Genomic DNA, 17,570 nt, shown 5'->3' with positions numbered 1-17,570 from the left:
GGGGTACTCCTACGGACGACGAAAGCGGCGATCGGCGGCAGCGATGAATCCGCCCAGGGCCATCAACAGCGCGCCCAGCCAGATCCAGCGCACGAAGGGCTTGATGTGCACCCGTACCGCCCACGCATTGTTGCCCAGCGGCTCGCCCAATGCCACGTAGACATCACCGCTGAGGCGTGCATCGATGCCGGCTTCGGTCATCACCTGGCCGCCGCTGGCGTACTGGCGCTTCTCCGGATGCAGCAGGGCCAGTTCGCGACCCTCGCGCAGCACCCGAAGATGGCCGCGGTCAGCGATGAAATTGGGGCCTTCGCGGTGGTCCACACCCTCGAAGCGCACTTCGTGGCCGGCGACCACCACCTGCTGGCCCGGCGACAGCGCGACTTCGCGCTGCACGTTCAATGCTTCCACCAGCAGCGCGCCGGCCAGGAACACCGCGACACCGGCATGGGCGACGATCATGCCAAGCATCTCGGCAGTGAAGCGGCCATTGCCACGCAGGCGCTGCCAGACGAAACGGGCGGTGCCCAGGCCGACCCAGGCTGCAGCCGCGACGCCGATGCCGGCCTTCCAGCCATTCTGCGGCGCCTGCCACCAGGCCCAGGCACCGAGCAGCACGGCCAGGCCCGCCCATGGCAGCAGCAATGCCAGTGCGCGCGAGGGTTGGTCGCGCTGCCACTTCACCAGCGGACCGAACGGCAGCAGCATCACCATCGGTGCCATCAACAGCAGGAACAGGCTGCCGAAGTACGGCGGACCCACCGAGATCTTGCCCAGCGACAGCGCATCGGCCAGCAGCGGGTAGAGCGTGCCGAGCAGGACCATCGCGCAGGCGCTGGCCAGCAGCAGGTTGTTGGCCAGCAGGAGGGTTTCGCGCGAGGTCGCGGTGAAGCCACGGCGCGGATCGCCGGCATCCACGGTCAGCCGCGGCGCACGCAGGGCATACAGCAGCAGGCTGCCACCCACCAGCACCGACAGGAAGATCAGGATGAACAGCCCACGCGAAGGATCGGCCGCGAACGAATGCACGCTGGTCAGCACGCCGGAGCGGACCAGGAAAGTGCCCAGCAGCGACAGCGCGAACGCCGCGATGGCCAGCAGCAGCGTCCAGCTGCCGAAGGTGCCGCGCTTTTCGGTCACCGCCTGCGAATGGATCAGCGCCGCGCCAACCAGCCACGGCATGAAGCTGGCGTTCTCGACCGGATCCCAGAACCACCAGCCGCCCCAGCCCAGTTCGTAGTACGCCCACCAGCTGCCCAGTGCGATGCCCAGCGTCAGGAAGCCCCAGGCCACGTTGGTCCAGGGCCGCGTCCAGCGTTGCCAGCGTGCGTCGACGCGGCCTTCCAGCAGCGCCGCCACGGCGAAGGCGAACGGCACTGCGAAGCCGACGTAGCCCAGGTACAGCATCGGCGGATGGATGATCAGCCCCGGGTCCTGCAGCAGCGGGTTGAGGTCACGGCCTTCCAGCGGCACCGGGTTCAAGCGCAGGAACGGATTGGAGGTGAAGATCAGGAACGCGAGGAAGCCGACACTGACCACGCCCATCACCGCCAGCACGCGCGCCTGTACCGGTGCCGGCAGATGCCGCGAGAACAGCGCCACCGCGCCGGTCCACAGCGCCAGCACCAGCGCCCACATCAGCAGCGAGCCTTCGTGCGCACCCCACACCGCCGAATAGCGGTAGATCAGCGGCAGCAGTGAATTGGAGTTCTCGGCCACGTAGCGCACCGAGAAGTCCTGCTGCACGAAGGCCGCCGTCAGTACGGCGAAGGCACCAGCCAGCAGCAGAAGCTGGGCAAATGCAGCCGGACGGGCAACCGACATCCATGCGTCGTTGCCGCGCTGCGCACCGACCAGCGGCAGCACCGCTTGCAGCAGCGAGGCCAGCAACGCGCAGAGCAAGAGGATCTGACCGAATTCGGGAAGCACTCAGCGCACCTCGGGCGCCGTGACCGGCACATCGTGCTTGCGATGCGCATCGCCCATCTTGTCGGCCACTTCCTTGGGCACGTAGTTCTCATCGTGCTTGGCCAGCACCTCGTCGGCGACGAAGATGCCGTCCTGCAGGCGGCCACTGGCGACCACCGCGGTGCCCTCGCGGAACATGTCCGGCAGGATGCGGTCGGTGCTGACCGGCAGCGTCGCATCGCCGTCGGTGACCACGAAGTGGGCCTGCAGTGAGCCGCTGGGCCGATCGAAGGAACCCTTCACCACCATGCCGCCCAGACGGAAGCGCGACTGCGCATCGACGTCCCCGCGCAGCACTTCCGAAGGTGTGTACAGGTAGGCGATGTTGCGCTGCAGGGCGAAGGCGACCAGGGTGGTCGCCAACGCGGAGGCCAGCAGCAGCAGGAGCACCCAGATCATGCGGCGTCGCTGTACCGGCGTCATCGGCTGAGCTCGGTAGCCAGCGGAGCCTGTGCCGCCGCGTTGCCACGCGCCTGCAGCCGCTGCTGGCGGCGTTGCGCCAGCTGTCGGGCGCTGCGCAGGCGCAGCCATGAGCCCAGGGCATCGCAGGCCAGCACCAGCAGGAACACCGCGAAGGCAGCGATGAGGAAGGGCAGATGGGTCATCGCCGTGCCTCCCCGTCCGCCGTGCCGAAGCGCTCGCCGATCCAGGCCTTGCCGGCCTCGCGCGCAATGTTGTCGGCACGCGCCTTGGCCAGCAGCGAGCCGACGAACCACAGTTTGGTGGCGACCACCATCCACCACAGCGGGGCGATCAGTTCCGGCCGCACGGCGTTCTCGCCGAACACGTTGATCGATTGGCGCTGGTGCAGCGCGCCCCACCAGTCCACCGAATAGCGGATGATCGGCAGCAGGCCCACGCCCACGATGGCCAGCAGGCCGGCAGCGCGTGCGGCGCTGCGGCGGTCTTCGATGGCGTGGTAAAGGCCGATCACGCCCAGGTACAGGAACAGCAGGATCAGCTCGCTGGTCATCCGCGGGTCCCAGTCCCACCAGGTGCCCCAGGTGCCCTTGCCCCAGATGCTGCCGGTCAGCAGGGTGATCAGGGTGAAGCCGGCGCCCATCGGCGCACAGGCCATCGCCAGGATCTCGCAGATCTTGATGCGCCAGATCAGCGCGATGGCGGCGTAGGCGGCCATCAGCGCGAACACGAACAGGCTCATCCAGGCGCTGGGGACATGGATGTAGATGATGCGGAAGGCATCGTGCTGGTTCTGTTCCGGCGGCGCCACGAACAGGCCCTGCCACAGGCCGATCAGCAGTACCGGAACTGCCGCAGCGTAGAACACGCGGGACCAGCGTGAGGCGAAACGATCGAAGGTCGGGGGCGAACCGAGTTGATGGAACCAGCGGACGATCGGATTCATGCGTGGCGGCTATCCAGCAGGGGTGGATTGGCTCTCAGCTCGGTCAACTCAGAGAAATACGGATCGCAGCAGCGGTGGCCAGCGGTGCCAGCACCAGGGCGATCACCAGCCCGGCGCCCAGCATCAGCAGCGCACCGACCGGATCCTGTCCGCGGCTGGCTGCCGCCAGGCTGCCGGCACCGAAGACAAGCACCGGTACGTACAACGGCAACGACAGCAACGCCACGAGAATACCAGAGCGCCGGATGCCGACGGTCAGTGCCGCGACCACGCCACCGATCAGGCTCAACAACGGTGTTCCCAGCAGCAACGATGCCAGCAGCATCGGCAGCTGGTCATGCGGCAGATGCAGCATTTCCGCCAGTAGCGGGCTCAGCAGGATCAGCGGCAGGGCGGTGGTCGCCCAATGCAGCAGCACCCGCACCAGCACCAGCCAGGCCAGCGGCACCGGCGCCAGCAGCCATTGTTCGAGCGAACCGTCTTCGGCATCGGAGCGGAACAGCGAATCCAGCGCCAGCTGCCCGGCCAGCAGTACCGCCAACCACAGCACCGCACCGGCGGTAGCGGCCAGCGGCTGCGGGTCGCGGCCCTGGGCGAGGGCGAACAGCACCACCACCAGCAGGGCGAACAGCACCGGCTGCAGCGCATCGCCGCGACGGCGCCAGAGCAGGCGCAGGTCGCGCGCCACCAGCGCACGGGCGGTCTGCCACAGGCCTGGTTCAGTGCCTGGCGCGATCATGCTTCACCGCCCAGATCGAGCTGGCGGGTACGTACCGGTGGGGCCGCATAGGCGCCATGGGTGGTGACCAGGGCGGCGCCGCGGCTGCGCAGGTGTGCGGAAATCATCCGGTTGACCAGGTTGATGCCTTCCAGGTCGAGGTTGGCATAGGGTTCGTCGAGCAGCCACAGCGGTGCCGGTGACAGCCAGATGCGGGCCAGTGCCAGGCGCCGCTTCTGTCCGGCGGACAGGTGCCGCACCAGGGTGTCCTCGTAGCCGGCCAGGCCGACGATGGCCAGCGCATTGCCCGGCATCTGCCGTGCGCGGCGGCCGTGCAGGCCACACAGGAAATGCAGGTTCTCCAGCGTGTCCAGGTCCGGCTTCAGCGCCGGCAGGTGGCTGAGGTAGGCGACATAGCGCGCACGCTCGGCGTTGCTGGCCGGCTTGCCGTCGATCAGCACCTGGCCCGCGCCCGGGCGCGCCAGGCCCGACAGCACGCGCAGCAGGGTGGTCTTGCCGGCACCGTTGCCGCCCTGCACCAGCAGCGCTTCGCCGGCATCCACGTGGAAGTCCAGCGGGCCGAACACCGGCTCGTCATTGCGGGAGAAGCTCAGGCCGCTGGCGGCCAGCAATGCAGGGGTGTTCAAGGCGCAGGGGTCTTCATGCGGGAGTGCGGCGGCAATTGTAGCGGTGAATGTGACCCGGTAGCGCCGGGCCATGCCCGGCGAGCACGCGGCGCGGCTTGCCATCGGTGTGGCATGTGCAAAGAGCCGCCGGGCATGACCCGGCGCTACCGTCGGCGCCGCAGGCCGGGTCGGGATTTCGTACACTTCCAGCCCTTGTTTCCCCACAGCCCAGGCCGATGCAACCGAACACCAAGCTGCCCAAGGTCGGTACCACGATCTTCACCGTGATGTCCCAGCTCGCCGCCGAACATGGCGCGGTCAACCTCGGCCAGGGGTTCCCGGATTTCTCCGCGCCGCAGCGGCTGATCGACGAAACCAGCAAAGCGATGGCCGCCGGCCTGAACCAGTACCCGCCGATGACCGGCGTGGCGCCGCTGCGCCAAGCCATCGCGCAGAAGTCGCTGGACCTGTACGGCGCGCAGATCGATCCGGACACCGAGATCACCGTCACCAGCGGCGCTACCGAGGCGATCTTCAACGCCATCCACGCCGTGGTGCGTGCCGGTGAGGAAGTGATCGTGCTCGACCCGGCCTACGACTGCTACGAACCGGCGATCGAGCTGGCCGGTGCCACGGCGGTGCACGTGCCGCTGGATCCGCAGACCTTCGCCGTCGACTGGGACCGCGTGCGTGCGGCGATCACCCCGCGCACCCGCCTGCTGATGGTCAACACCCCGCACAACCCGTCCGGCGCAATGCTGGACGAAGCGGACATGCAGGCGCTGGCCGATGTGCTGCGTGGGACGCAGATCTACCTGATTTCCGATGAGGTGTACGAGCACATCATCTACGACGGTCGCCGTCATGAATCGGCACTGCGCTACCCGGAGCTGCGCGAGCGCACCTTCGTCATCTCCAGTTTCGGCAAGACCTACCACTGCACCGGCTGGAAGATCGGCTACGCGGTGGCGCCGCCGGCGATGACCGCCGAATTCCGCAAGGTGCACCAGTACAACACCTTCACCAGTTTCGGCCCGGCGCAGTACGGCTTTGCTGCGATGATCCGTGACGAACCGCAGCATCACCTGGAACTGGGCGCTTTCTATGAAGCCAAGCGCGATCGCTTCCGCGAGCAGCTGGCTGGCACCCGCCTGAAGGCGTTGCCGGTGCCGGGTGGCTACTTCCAGCTGGTCGACTATTCGGCCATCAGCGACCTGCCGGACCACGAGTTCGTGAAGTGGCTGACCATCGAAAAGGGCGTCACTGCCATTCCGCTGTCGCCTTTCTACGAAACCGCGCCGGTCGGCCAGCGCCTGGTGCGCCTGTGCTTCGCCAAGAACGAGGCCACCCTGGACGCGGCGATCGAACGCCTGCGCCTGCTGTGAGCGGAGTAGACGGCATGCAGGACCTGCGCATTTCCCTCGTGCAAGGCGACACCCGCTGGCACGACCCGGCCGGCAACCGCGCCTACTACGGTGCGCTGCTGGCGCCGCTGGCAGGGACCACCGATCTGGTGATCCTGCCGGAAACCTTCACCAGTGGCTTTTCCAACGAGGCCATCGCCCAGGCCGAAGGCATGGACGGCCCGACCGTGGCCTGGGTGCGCGAACAGGCCAAGGCCTTGAACGCGGCGGTGATCGGCAGCGTGCAGCTGCGCGATGGCGAGGGCGTCTACAACCGCCTGCTGTTCGCCACCCCCGACGGTGGCCTGCAGTACTACGACAAGCGCCATCTGTTCCGTTACGGCGGCGAGCACGAGCGCTATGCCGCCGGCCGCGACCGCCTGTGCGTGGAATGGAAGGGCTGGCGGATCAATCCGCAGGTCTGCTACGACCTGCGTTTCCCGGTGTTCTGCCGCAACCGCTACAACGTCGAGCGTGTTGAACAGCTGGACTTCGATCTGCAGATCTTCGTCGCCAACTGGCCGTCGGCGCGCGCCTATGCGTGGAAGACCCTGTTGCGCGCGCGGGCGATCGAGAACCTGTGCTTCGTCGCTGCGGTCAACCGCGTAGGCGTGGACGGCAACCAGCTGCACTACGCAGGTGACAGCGCAGTCATCGACTTCCTCGGCCAGCCGCAGGTGGAGATCCGCGAACGGGAACAGGTGGTGACTACCACCATCTCGGCCGAAGCGCTGGCCTCGCACCGTGCACGCTTCCCGGCGATGCTCGATGCCGATGCGTTCCATCTGGATGTGCAGGCCTGATACGGCGGCTGAACGCCTCCCGCCTCACCGCGCGCGCCTGCATCCAACGTGCACGCGCGCGCTGCTAGATTCGCCCACATTCCGACCGATGTGGACGTTCTGCCGATGAATACCAAGCCCTTTGCCCTGCTGCTGGCGCTGGCCACTGCCTCCCTGGCCCCGACCGCGCAGGCCGGTGGCAACCTCGATTGCCAGCTGCGCTACAACCTGTCGGGCTGGTCGCTGATCTACAAGACCGCCTCGGGCAACGGCACCATCCACTGCACCAACGGCGCCAGCATGCCGGTGCGGATCCAGCTGAAGGGCGGCGGCCTGACCGTCGGCAAGTCTAAGATCACCGATGGCCGTGGCAGCTTCACCGGCGCCAGCAGCGTCGGCGAGCTGCTGGGCACCTATGCGTCGGTAGGCGCGCACGCCGGTGCGGTGAAATCCAGCAACGCGCAGGTGATGACCAAGGGCGATATCTCGCTGGCCCTGTCCGGCACCGGCAAGGGCTGGGACCTGGGCGTGGACGGCGCGGCGTTCACCATCAGCCGGCGTTGATTGAGAGGGGACGGAGGGGATCAAGTCGTTTGCAGCGGCTTCGTCGCTGGTGTGTGGAAAGCGACTTAATCCCCTCCGTCCCCTTTTTGCATCAGACGCCGTCGGTATTGGTGCGCACGAGCAGCTTCCAGCGGATGTCGCCCTGGTGGGGCGAGTGCTGGTGATGGGATTGGGGCGGGAACGGGTCGTTCTTGTTGCACGTCACTTCACGCTTGCAGCCCTTGCAGCGATAGATGCCCGAGACCTGCACCTTCTCGGCCGGGCCGTAGGTGTCAGTCCATACCTGCGTGGGCTTTTCTGCCTGCAGGTGCGCTGCTTCGGTGTACCACGCCATCGTCATGTCCTCATGTTGGTGATGAGGCTTCACGATAGTGATCCGCCGCGCCACTCGCGTCGACCTGTGGCACGAATTGCACGTTTTCAAACAATTCCTAAGCACGCTCCGGAATGCAGAAACCCCGGTCGAGGCCGGGGTTTTCGGTGTGTCGCACCGTCAAGGACGGCTTACTGCTGGGCCAGCAACCAGGCCAGGGTGCCGCGGTGCGGCTTGGGCAGGGTGGCTACAGCGTTGAACATCGTGCGGGAGGCCCAGCAGACGTCAGCCGGTGCGGCGGTTTCCATGTGCGGCATTACGGCCATGGCGCGGGAACGCACGGCATCGCTGGGCAGGCTGGCCATGAAGGCTTCCGAAGCTGCCTGGATCTGCGCTTCGCTGACCTTGCTCGGAGGGCGTTGTTCCAGCTCGGCGATGCCGGCCTGGTAGCTCATCTCGAACCAAGCGTCGATATCCGCAGGCGGGAGTTTTTCAAGCTGGGCGAAAAACAGTGTGCTCAGCTGCGCCACTTCGGCAGCGGTGGTCGCACGGGAAATCCGCGCGCAGTCCTCCATCGGCATGGCGTGCAGGATGCTTGCCATGACCTTGGCGCGTTGCTCCAGGCGCTGAGGCGGCAATCGTGCGATGCCGTCGAAGGTCAGCTGGGCGCCGACCTGTTGGGCTTTATCCTTGCTGCCGGCCTGCTTGATGCGCTCCGTATAGCGCGGATCGACGATCAGCCGGCGCACCATCCGATCCGTGGGAGCGTACAGCGGGGAAGATTTCGGCCAGGGGTTCTGTGTGGCGGCCAGTTCCTGCTTGATGCGGTTGGCGGCGCGTTCGCAGCCACCCGCCACCAGCGTCAGGGCCAGCAGGGCGCCCATGCGGGCGCCCAGGGACAACATCCGTGTCATCGCTGTGTCCTTCATTGAGCGGGAGATCAGCCGCCGCGCGGGCCGCTGCGACGCGGGCCACCCGGGCCACGGTTGCCGCCGGGGCCACCCGGGCCGCGGTTGCCACCCGGGCCGCCGGGACCACGGTTGCCACCGGGGCCACGATTGCCGCCCGGACCACCCGGACCACGGTTACCACCCGGACGTGCATTCGCATTGCCGCCCGGACGGCCGTTGCCGGCCGGACGCGAGGTGCCGTACGGACTGAAGCCGGGATTGGCGTGGTCGGACGGGAAGCTGGGGGCATTGCCCGGATGGCCGTACGGATGCTTGTTGCCCTGGCCCTGCGAGCGGTTGCCCGCACCGGCCGGACGACCCTGGCCGCCGGCGCCACCGCGTCCTTCGCCACCGTAGCCGCCGCGACCTTCACCGCCGTAGCCGCCACGACCCTGGCCGCCACCGGCGCCTGCGCCCGGACCCTTCGGCTTGCCGTACGGACGGCCCTGGCCGCCTGCACCTGCACCTGCGCCCGGACCACGCGCGCCGGGGCCACGTGCGCCCGGACCGGCATTGCGGTGGCCGCTCGGGCCGGTGCTGACGCCATCAGGCACGTACCAGGTACGGAATGCGGCCGGGTTGCCTTCCGGCAGCGAGCGGTCGTTCTTCGGCGCGCGCTGCTTGAACGGGCGCTGCGACTGCTTGGCTGCGGCTTCACCGCTGACCGTCAGGCCGCCCTTGAAACCGCCGCCACCCTTGCCGCCGCGACCGCGGCCGCGATCTTCGCGGACGTTGTCGAAGCGACGCAGTTCGCGACCTTCATCAGCGGTGTTGTGACCGTTGACGTAGGCGTTGCCGCGGCCACCTTCGCGCACGCGCACGGTGGTCTTGGCGGCACGACGCTGGCCGATCACCGGCTGCAGGGTCAGGGCCGACGGCGCGCCTTCTTCCAGCTTCAGTTCGGCGCGCAGCGCTTCGACCTGGCTGCCCGGCAGTTCGACGGACTGGCCGCGGGCCAGTTCGCGCGGCAGGCTGACCTTGCCGTAGCGGGTGCGCTTGAGGCGGCTGACCTGGCAGCCCTGCGATTCCCACAGGCGGCGCACTTCGCGGTTGCGGCCTTCCTTCACCACGACGCGGAACCAGTCGTGCGAATCGGTGCCGCCAATGCGTTCGATCTCATCGAACTTGGCCGGGCCATCTTCCAGCGCGACCCCACGGGTGAGGCGATCAACGACGGCATCGGGCACCTTGTCTTCGCCTTCCGGGGCACGCACGCGCACCACGTACTCGCGCTCGACTTCGAACGAGGGGTGCATCATGGCGTTGGCCAGCTCACCGTCGGTGGTCGCCAGCAGCAGGCCGGTGGTGTTGATGTCCAGGCGGCCGACGGCGATCCAGCGGGCACCCTTCAGCGCCGGCAGGGATTCGAACACGGTCGGGCGACCTTCGGGATCTTCGCGGGTGGTCACTTCGCCTTCCGGCTTGTTGTAGACCAGCACGCGCGAGGGCTCGGCCAGCGCGGTGGCGACGAAGCCGCGGCCGTCGAGCTCGATCTTGTCGCCGCTCTTGACCGACATGCCGGTCTGCGCGACTTCGCCGTTGACCTTGACCAGGCCTTCAGCAATGCGCTGTTCCAGCGCACGGCGCGAGCCGAGGCCGGCCTGGGCCAGGACCTTGTGCAGGCGTTCTTCCAGCTTGAACTGTTCGGACGTGGCTTCGCGCTTGAGCGAAAGCTTGTTCAACGAGGGCTTGCGGGGGGTGTCACTCATCAGTTTTGCTCCGGCCGACGGTTTCGAGGTCGGCCTCTGGTTCGGAATCGGCTTGGTCAACAGCCACGGTCGTCTTCGCGACGGCGTTGTCTTCGCGTTCGTTCACTGTCACCGCGCGCTCGCCCGGCGCGGAATCGGGGTGCCCATCATCGGAGGGCGAAGGTGCTTGCTCATCGTCGGCCGCCGCAGGGAATGCGTCGGCAGAATCGGGGGTGTCGCCAGCGGTCATGCCGGTGTCGTCATTTGCAGCGGCGTCCGGGTCGGCGCTCACGTCCGGGCCGTCGGCACTGGCTGCGGGCGGTGCGTCGCGATCCAGCGCCAGCTGGGGTTCCAGGTCGCCCAGGTCCTTCAGCTCGGAAAGGGGCGGCAGTTCGTCCAGGCGTTTCAGCCCGAAGTAGTCCAGGAAGCCCTTGGTGGTTCCGAACAGGGCGGGCTTGCCGGGTACGTCGCGGTGGCCGACCACGCGGATCCACTCGCGCTCTTCCAGCGCCTGGATGATGTTACTGCTGACCGCCACGCCGCGCACCTGCTCGATCTCGCCACGGGTGATCGGTTGCCGGTAGGCGATCAGCGCCAGCGTTTCCAGGGTGGCGCGGGTATAGCGGGTCTTGCGTTCGGTCCACAGCCGGCTGATCCAGCCATGTACTTCGGCGGTCACCTGGTAGCGGAAGCCGGAGGCCACCTCCACCAGTTCCACGCCACGGTCCTGGCAGCTCTCGCGCAGCCGTTCCAGCGCACGTTCGATGCTGCCCGGCGGTGCCGGCTCATCTTCCGGGAACAGGTCCTTCAGCTGGGCCAGGGTAAGCGGCTGGCTGGAGGCCAGCAGCGCACCTTCGACAATGCGGTTGATCAGCGTTTGATCCATCGGCAGTCAGCGCTCACTCGTTTTCATTGGCGGCGTCGTTGTCGTCGAATTCGCTGCTGAACTGCAGCGGGGCATTGGTGTTGCCGGCGGCCAGGGACTTCACATAGATCGGCGCCAGCGGTTCTTCCTGCACGAGGTCCAGCAACTGCTCCTTGGCCAGTTCCAGCACCGCCAGGAACGTGACCAGCACGCCCAGCTTGCCTTCTTCAGCGGTGAACAGGTTTTCAAAACGATAGAACCTGCCGTCTTCAAGCCGTCCCAGCACTTCGCCCATGCGCTGCCGGACACTCAGCGCCTCGCGCTTGATCGCGTGGCCGGTGAACAGCTCGGCGCGCTTGAGCACGTCGTGCAGCGCCATCAGCATTTCCTTCAGGTCCACCGGCGGCGGCAGCTTCACTGCGGCGCGCTCGGGCATGAAGGCATGCGCCACGGTGGTGTCACGGTCCTGCCGGGGCAGGGCGTCGATATCCTCGGCGGCCTGCTTGAAGCGTTCGTACTCCTGCAGCCGTCGCACCAGCTCCGCACGCGGATCGGCTTCCTCGCCCTCCACGCTGGGTGGGCGGGGCAGCAGCATGCGCGACTTCACTTCCGCCAGGATCGCCGCCATCACCAGGTACTCGGCGGCAAGCTCGAAGCGCAGCTCGCGCATCACGGTGATGTATTCCACGTACTGCCGGGTGATCTCGGCCACCGGAATGTCCAGTACGTCCAGGTTCTGCCGGCGGATCAGGTACAGCAGCAGGTCCAGCGGGCCTTCAAAGGCATCCAGGATGACTTCCAGCGCATCCGGCGGGATGTACAGGTCCTGCGGAATCTGCAGGACCGGTTGCCCATGCACCACGGCCAGCGGCATTTCCTGCTGCTGGGGGGCGGGCGGCCGGGTTGGCGTGTTCGCGTCGAGCGCGAGTTCGGAAGTCATCTAATGGAGATCAGGATTGCAACGGACCGGTCGCGGCAGCTGGCATACCGGGCAACTGCCACGGACCGCCAGGACACCAGGCGCGCCTGTCTCGGCGCGGTTCCACACATCAAACAACAGGACGCTCCGCAGGACACGGCAGCGACAGGACTACGGGAGGTCGTCTACGGGGCCCGGTCGAATGGACCGGTTCGAAGCAGCGGGTCGGTCGTCGGGGGCTGCGTTGGCCGCAAAAACCGACGGGCTGCTGCATCCAGCCACGTGCAATGGTTCCTAGGGTAAGCCTTTGCCGCGCCAGTGTCCAGCCAAGGCCGGGCAGGGGGCGGGATTGGCTAGAATCGCTTCACCAGCAACGCGAGCGAGGAAATGCCGGTGTGGTATGTGATTGAAGGATATGACGGCCAGGATGTACTGGCCCAGCGGCTGCAGGCGCGGCCCGAGCACCTGGCGCGGTTGACCGCTTTGCGCGATGAAGGCCGCCTGCTTCTGGCTGGCCCCTGTCCGGCGATCGACAGCGAAGACCCCGGCCCGGCAGGGTTCAGTGGCTCGGTGGTGATTGCCAGCTTCGACTCGTTGCCGCAGGCCCAGGCCTGGGCCGATGCCGACCCCTACGTCGCCGCAGGCGTCTACGTGCGGGTGCAGGTGCGTCCGTTCCGCAAGGTGCTGCCGTGAACGCGAAGCGGATCGAGCAGATTCGTGATGCGCTGCAGCAAGCGCTGGCTCCCAGCGTGCTTGAGATCGAAGACGACAGCCATCGCCATGCAGGCCACGCCGGAGCGCGCGATGGCCGAGGCCATTTCAACGTGCACGTGGTCAGCGAGCGCTTCGCGGGAATGGCGCCGCTGGCGCGTCATCGCGCGGTTTACGCAGCGCTGGGCTCGCTGATGGAAAGCGACATCCACGCTTTGTCCATCCGCGCGCACACCCCGTCAGAGCAGGGCTGAAACCCTGTCCCGAGCTGTCCTGGCAGGTCCTTCGGGGGCCTGCCAAGGACAGATTCGTGTGTCCGTTTGGGGACATTCGCCTAACGGACTGTTTACAAGCGCAGATGGAAACGCTTACATTCCGCGCCAATGCTGGTAGATCCAAGCCGTGGAGGGCGGCTTCGTGAACAAAGCAGCCATAACAATCAAAGACGTCGCCCGTGAAGCCAAGGTCTCTGTGGCCACCGTTTCGCGCGCGCTCAACGGGCATGAAAATGTTGCCGAACCGGTCCGCCAGCTTGTGCTGGAGGTGGCCGCACGGCTGCGTTACACCCCGCACGCCGCCGCCCGCAGCCTGAGCAGCCGCCGCACCAATACGGTGGGCGTGGTGCTTCCAGACCTGTACGGCGAATTCTTCTCCGAACTGATGCGTGGCATCGACAACGTTGCCCGCAGCCGGCGCCAGCATCTGCTGGTGTCGAGCTATCACGGCGACCAGGAGCAGCAGGGCGCAGCCCTGCGTGCCATGCGCGGCCGGGTCGACGGTCTGCTGGTGCTCTCGCCCTATGCCGAGAGCCCGGGGTTCCTGACCGACAACTTGCCGCAGGCACTGCCTACGGTACTCATCAACACCTACCTGCCGGGGCAGGACCATCCGGTGTTGAGCATCGATGACCACGCAGGGGCAATGGCGATGACCCGCCACCTGCTCGACGCCGGCCATCGGCGCATTGCATTCATTTCTGGCCCGGACCTCAACTTCGACGCGCGTGAGCGCCTGCGCGGCTTCCGTGATGCGCTGGCGGCTTTTGGCGGTGGCGCCGAGGGGATCGAGTTGCCCGGTGATTTCGACGAAGCTTCCGGCCATCGCGCCGGTCAGGAGTTGCTGGCAGCCGGCACGCTGCCCGATGCCGTATTCGCCGCCAACGACATGATGGCCCTGGGTTGCCTGTATGCCTTCGCGCAGGCAGGTGTCCATGTGCCATCCGACGTCGCCCTGGCCGGTTTCGATGACATTCCGCTTGCGCGTTTCGTCCACCCGTCGCTGACCACCATGCAGGTCAGCATCGCCGAGCTGGGCGATCGGGCGATGTCGCGCTTGTTGCAGTTGATGGACGGCACCTCCACGGAAGGGGCAGGGGACAAGCAGACCCTGGTCCCGCGCCTGATAGTTCGCGATTCCACCACTCCGCCATCCGGCCATTGAAGCCAGAGGCGTTCCTTCTTTTTTGATTGATCGCAGGTGCCGCGCAAGCGGTCACCGCCACCCGGAGATTGAGTTGATGATGCATTCCACGATCCGCACGCCGGCGCGCCGGCTGCTGAGCACCGCCCTGGTCAGCTGCCTGATGCTGGCCGCCGCCCCCAACGTCATGGCGCAGTCGGCCAATGCCAGCCTGCGTGGCCAGGTGTCCGGCGCGCAGGCCGGTGCCGAAGTCACCGCCACCAACATCGCCACCGGCACCGTCCGTCGCGGCACCGTGCGCGCCGACGGCAGCTACTCGCTGATGGGCCTGGACCCGGGCACCTACAACGTCGTTGCCAACGGCCAGACCCAGAAGGTCACCGTCACCGTCGCCTCGACCGCGACGCTGAACTTCAGCGAGGCGGCCGCCGGTGGTACCGGCTCGACCGCCGCTACCAACCTGGACACCGTCAACGTCGTCGCGCCGACCCTGCTGCAGGAAGTGCGCACGTCCGAAGTCGGCAAGACCGTCAGCCTGCAGCAGATCCAGACCACCCCGCAGGTCTCGCGCAACTTCCTGGAGTTCGCCGACGCGGTGCCGGGCCTGATCTTCACCCGTGATGCCAAGGGCAACACCTCGCTGCGCGGCGGTGCCACCAATTCCGACGGTACCAACGTCTACATCGACGGCGTGGGCCAGAAGAGCTACGTCAAGGGCGGCGGCGTGGCCGGCCAGTCCGGCAGCGCCGGCAACCCGTTCCCGCAGCTGGCCATCGGCGAATACAAGGTCATCAGCGGCAACTACAAGGCCGAGTACGGCCAGGTGTCGAGCGCTGCAGTGACCGCTGCCACCAAGTCCGGTACCAATGAATTCAAGGGTGAGGCGTTCTACCGCTACACCGATGAGGACATGCGCGCCAAGACCCCGGCCGAGCGCCAGGGTGGCAAGGACAAGATGGTCTCGGCCGAGAAGGAATACGGCTTCGCGCTGGGTGGCCCGATCATCCAGGACAAGGCGCACTTCTTCGTGACCTATGAAGCCAAGCGCTTCGACCTGCCGGTCACCATCGCGCCGGACGGCGCGGTCACCGGTGCTGCCGGCCTGCTGCCGGCCGTGGGCGCCGCTGGCCTGGGCCCGGCCAGCCAGCCGTTCCAGCAGGATCTGATCTTCGGCAAGATCGACTTCGAGCCGACCGACAACGATCGCATCGAGCTGACCTTCCAGGACCGCGATGAAACCCAGTCGCAGTTCAGCGGCCAGACCTCGCCGGAAGCCGGCCGTGAAGTAGTCAACACCGACCGTCGTTACGCCCTGCGCTGGAACCACAGCGGCGAGCGTTACTACAACGAAATGATGGTCACCCATGAAGATTCGTTCAACAACCCGACGCCGCTGACCCTGGCCAACGGCATCACCTACACCGCACCGGACGGCACCGAAGACCGCACCGTGGTGAAGATCGGTGGCGCCTCGGCACTGGATTCGCAGGTGAAGGGCCAGAAGGGCTGGTCGATTGAGGACAACCTGACCCTGGACGGCATCCAGTGGGCCGGCGACCACACCATCAAGATGGGCGTGAAGTACAAGGCGATCGACCTGTACGCCTCCGATGCGGCGCAGATCAACCCGACCTTCACCTACAGCCTGGGCGATCCGGACTTCCCGGACTCCATCCCGTACAAGGCGCAGTTCGTCAAGCCGGTGACCGGCGTGGACGGCGTGTCCGGTGAAGTGCGTTCGAAGTCCAAGCAGTACGGCGTGTTCATCCAGGACGACTGGCAGGTCAACGACCACCTGCAGCTGAACATCGGCCTGCGCTGGGACTACGAAAAGACCCCGTCCTACCTGGATTTCGTCACCCCGCAGGCCGTGGTCGACGCGATCTATTCGCAGGATCCGCGCGGCCCCGCTGGCCAGACGTACGCCGATTCGCTGGCGCTGGGCGGCCTGGACATCAGCGACTACATCAGCAACGGCCACAATCGCAAGGCATTCAAGGATGCTTGGCAGCCGCGCCTGGGCTTCTCGTATGACATCAACGCCGACGAGCAGCACGTGATCCACGGTGGTGCCGGCCGTTCCTACGACCGCGACCTGTTCGACAACCTGCAGCTGGAAACCACCAAGCTGGCCCTGCCGCAGCCGACCATCTACTTCCGCAACCCGGCCACCGGCACCTGCATCAACGGCCAGGCCGCCTGCTATGACTGGAACCCGAACCTGCTCAATGGCATCGGCAACCTGCAGAGCCTGGTCGGTGCGACCAGCAATGCTGGCCTGGAAGTGGATCTGCTGAACAACAAGTTGAAGGCTCCGTACTCGGATCAGTTCAGCCTGGGCATGAGCAACCAGATCGGTGACTGGCTGACCGACGCCACCATCGCTCGTACCCTGAGCTACGACGGCTTCGCCTTCACCTTGGGCAACCGTTACCCGACCGGCCAGTTCTTCGATGACCCGCGCCTGTGCGGTGGCACCGAGCCGGGCCTGAGCCAGGCATGGAGCTGCAACGTGCCGGGCTTCGGCAGCCTGATCATCGGCCAGCAGGGCATCAAGACCCGTGCGACCCAGATCCTGCTGTCGGCGCAGAAGCCGTTCACTCAGGAAAGCGGCTGGGGTACCTCGATCGCCTACACCTGGACGACCGCGCGCCACAACCGCGACATCAACGAGAAGTACGCCTTCGACCGCGGCCTGATCGAGGATTACCCGACCATCCGTTCCAACGGCGCGCCGCGTCACCGCCTGGTGGTCACCGGTTCGTACGCGGGCTTCTGGGGCATCACCTTCGGTGGCAAGATCACCCTGGCCACCCCGACCGCCGTCAATGACTGGTACCCGGTGCCGCAGGCCAGTGGCTACGATCTGCCGACTCCGCAGGCGGCTGTGCCCAACGCCAATGGCAAGTTCCTGCTGGGCGGCAAGATCTTCGGCTACCGTTCGGTCGACCTGCAGGCGACGAAGACGTTCAAGATGCCGGGCGATACGGAGCTGTACGCGCGTATCGACATCATCAACGTGTTCAACTTCGACAACTTCTCCACCTACAACTACGTCAAGAGCAACGGCAAGCTGCAGGCCAGCTACAACGAGACCGGCGACATCATCGGTACGCCGCGTCAGGTCAAGGCCGAAGTGGGCTTCCGCTTCTGATTGCGGGAAGTTGATGCAGTACGGAGCCATCGGTTCGCCGATGGCCCCGGCTTCAACGGCAATGGCCGGCCTCCGGGCCGGTCCATTGCCCACGCCATTGCCAGGCAGGGGGCAATGGCGTGGG

General features: G+C 66.6%; 18 protein-coding genes. 7 read left to right on the top strand and 11 right to left on the bottom strand.

Going from position 1 to position 17,570, the window contains the following annotated elements:
* Window positions 1-9: 9 nt before the first annotated feature.
* Genes MRBLST15_RS07970 through ccmA form a run of 6 tightly spaced genes read right to left on the bottom strand, consistent with a single transcriptional unit; the run spans window position 10 to window position 4,699 of the window.
* Entirely contained in the window at window positions 10-1,929 is a 1,920-nt protein-coding gene (locus MRBLST15_RS07970; RefSeq protein ID WP_367785637.1) for a heme lyase CcmF/NrfE family subunit, read from the bottom strand.
* Window positions 1,930-2,391 carry a cytochrome c maturation protein CcmE gene (ccmE, locus tag MRBLST15_RS07965; RefSeq protein ID WP_089236204.1) on the bottom strand — a complete coding sequence of 154 codons (462 nt, stop codon included), beginning with the start codon at window positions 2,389-2,391 and terminating at the stop codon, window positions 1,930-1,932. It lies immediately after the preceding gene.
* Window positions 2,388-2,573 carry a heme exporter protein CcmD gene (gene ccmD / locus MRBLST15_RS07960; RefSeq protein WP_089236203.1) on the bottom strand — a complete coding sequence of 62 codons (186 nt, stop codon included), beginning with the start codon at window positions 2,571-2,573 and terminating at the stop codon, window positions 2,388-2,390. Before ccmD ends, ccmE begins: the two co-directional genes overlap by 4 nt.
* The gene (ccmC, locus tag MRBLST15_RS07955; protein ID WP_089236202.1) at window positions 2,570-3,334 is read right to left on the bottom strand and encodes a heme ABC transporter permease CcmC; all 765 of its coding nucleotides are present in this window, start codon (window positions 3,332-3,334) and stop codon (window positions 2,570-2,572) included. The genes ccmD and ccmC overlap by 4 nt, the downstream gene beginning before the upstream one ends.
* 43 nt (window positions 3,335-3,377) lie before the next feature.
* Complete coding sequence (gene ccmB, locus MRBLST15_RS07950) at window positions 3,378-4,073, bottom strand: heme exporter protein CcmB (RefSeq protein WP_089236201.1); 696 nt, start codon at window positions 4,071-4,073, stop codon at window positions 3,378-3,380.
* Window positions 4,070-4,699, bottom strand: a complete 630-nt coding sequence (gene ccmA, locus MRBLST15_RS07945) for a heme ABC exporter ATP-binding protein CcmA (protein ID WP_414716133.1) — start codon at window positions 4,697-4,699, stop codon at window positions 4,070-4,072. Before ccmA ends, ccmB begins: the two co-directional genes overlap by 4 nt.
* A gap of 215 nt (window positions 4,700-4,914) precedes the next feature.
* Here ccmA and MRBLST15_RS07940 point away from each other — a divergent pair, with 215 nt between their 5' ends.
* The 3 genes from MRBLST15_RS07940 to MRBLST15_RS07930 all read left to right on the top strand — a co-directional run bounded on the left by MRBLST15_RS07940 (window position 4,915) and on the right by MRBLST15_RS07930 (window position 7,427).
* Entirely contained in the window at window positions 4,915-6,063 is a 1,149-nt protein-coding gene (locus MRBLST15_RS07940; RefSeq protein ID WP_265952928.1) for a pyridoxal phosphate-dependent aminotransferase, read from the top strand.
* Between the two features lie 14 nt (window positions 6,064-6,077).
* Complete coding sequence (locus tag MRBLST15_RS07935) at window positions 6,078-6,884, top strand: amidohydrolase (protein ID WP_100553018.1); 807 nt, start codon at window positions 6,078-6,080, stop codon at window positions 6,882-6,884.
* Between the two features lie 105 nt (window positions 6,885-6,989).
* Window positions 6,990-7,427, top strand: coding sequence for a hypothetical protein (locus tag MRBLST15_RS07930; protein WP_180166407.1), 438 nt, complete (start codon window positions 6,990-6,992; stop codon window positions 7,425-7,427).
* Between the two features lie 91 nt (window positions 7,428-7,518).
* Here the strand turns inward: MRBLST15_RS07930 and MRBLST15_RS07925 are convergent, their stop codons facing one another.
* The 5 genes from MRBLST15_RS07925 to MRBLST15_RS07905 form a co-directional block, all read right to left on the bottom strand.
* Window positions 7,519-7,761 (bottom strand): protein L, encoded by a 243-nt coding sequence (locus MRBLST15_RS07925; RefSeq protein WP_367785636.1) that lies wholly within the window; start codon window positions 7,759-7,761, stop codon window positions 7,519-7,521.
* 170 nt (window positions 7,762-7,931) lie between these two features.
* The gene (locus MRBLST15_RS07920; RefSeq protein ID WP_367785635.1) at window positions 7,932-8,654 is read right to left on the bottom strand and encodes a hypothetical protein; all 723 of its coding nucleotides are present in this window, start codon (window positions 8,652-8,654) and stop codon (window positions 7,932-7,934) included.
* A 26-nt stretch (window positions 8,655-8,680) separates the two neighbouring features.
* Window positions 8,681-10,399, bottom strand: a complete 1,719-nt coding sequence (locus MRBLST15_RS07915; RefSeq protein ID WP_367785634.1) for a pseudouridine synthase — start codon at window positions 10,397-10,399, stop codon at window positions 8,681-8,683.
* Entirely contained in the window at window positions 10,392-11,264 is an 873-nt protein-coding gene (gene scpB, locus MRBLST15_RS07910) for an SMC-Scp complex subunit ScpB (protein WP_265952921.1), read from the bottom strand. Before scpB ends, MRBLST15_RS07915 begins: the two co-directional genes overlap by 8 nt.
* Window positions 11,265-11,277: 13 nt before the next feature.
* Window positions 11,278-12,183, bottom strand: a complete 906-nt coding sequence (locus MRBLST15_RS07905; protein WP_025876498.1) for a segregation and condensation protein A — start codon at window positions 12,181-12,183, stop codon at window positions 11,278-11,280.
* A gap of 372 nt (window positions 12,184-12,555) precedes the next feature.
* On the opposite strand from MRBLST15_RS07905, the gene MRBLST15_RS07900 reads away from it, so the two are divergent.
* The 4 genes from MRBLST15_RS07900 (at window position 12,556) to MRBLST15_RS07885 (ending at window position 17,446) form a co-directional block, all read left to right on the top strand.
* The gene (locus tag MRBLST15_RS07900; protein ID WP_089238010.1) at window positions 12,556-12,855 is read left to right on the top strand and encodes a YciI family protein; all 300 of its coding nucleotides are present in this window, start codon (window positions 12,556-12,558) and stop codon (window positions 12,853-12,855) included.
* A complete protein-coding gene (locus MRBLST15_RS07895; protein ID WP_265952918.1) occupies window positions 12,852-13,127 on the top strand; it encodes a BolA family protein in 276 nt (91 codons plus the stop codon). Before MRBLST15_RS07900 ends, MRBLST15_RS07895 begins: the two co-directional genes overlap by 4 nt.
* A gap of 163 nt (window positions 13,128-13,290) precedes the next feature.
* Entirely contained in the window at window positions 13,291-14,313 is a 1,023-nt protein-coding gene (locus MRBLST15_RS07890) for a LacI family DNA-binding transcriptional regulator (RefSeq protein WP_265952916.1), read from the top strand.
* 76 nt (window positions 14,314-14,389) lie between these two features.
* Window positions 14,390-17,446 carry a TonB-dependent receptor gene (locus tag MRBLST15_RS07885; protein WP_312706044.1) on the top strand — a complete coding sequence of 1,019 codons (3,057 nt, stop codon included), beginning with the start codon at window positions 14,390-14,392 and terminating at the stop codon, window positions 17,444-17,446.
* The last annotated feature ends 124 nt before the right edge of the window (window positions 17,447-17,570 follow it).

Source organism: Stenotrophomonas sp. LST15-1-1.1, from assembly GCF_040815575.1.
In the GTDB taxonomy this organism is placed as follows: domain Bacteria; phylum Pseudomonadota; class Gammaproteobacteria; order Xanthomonadales; family Xanthomonadaceae; genus Stenotrophomonas; species Stenotrophomonas lactitubi_B.
Note: the sequence above shows the minus strand (reverse complement) of the source record. Positions and strands in the feature narration are given on the sequence as shown.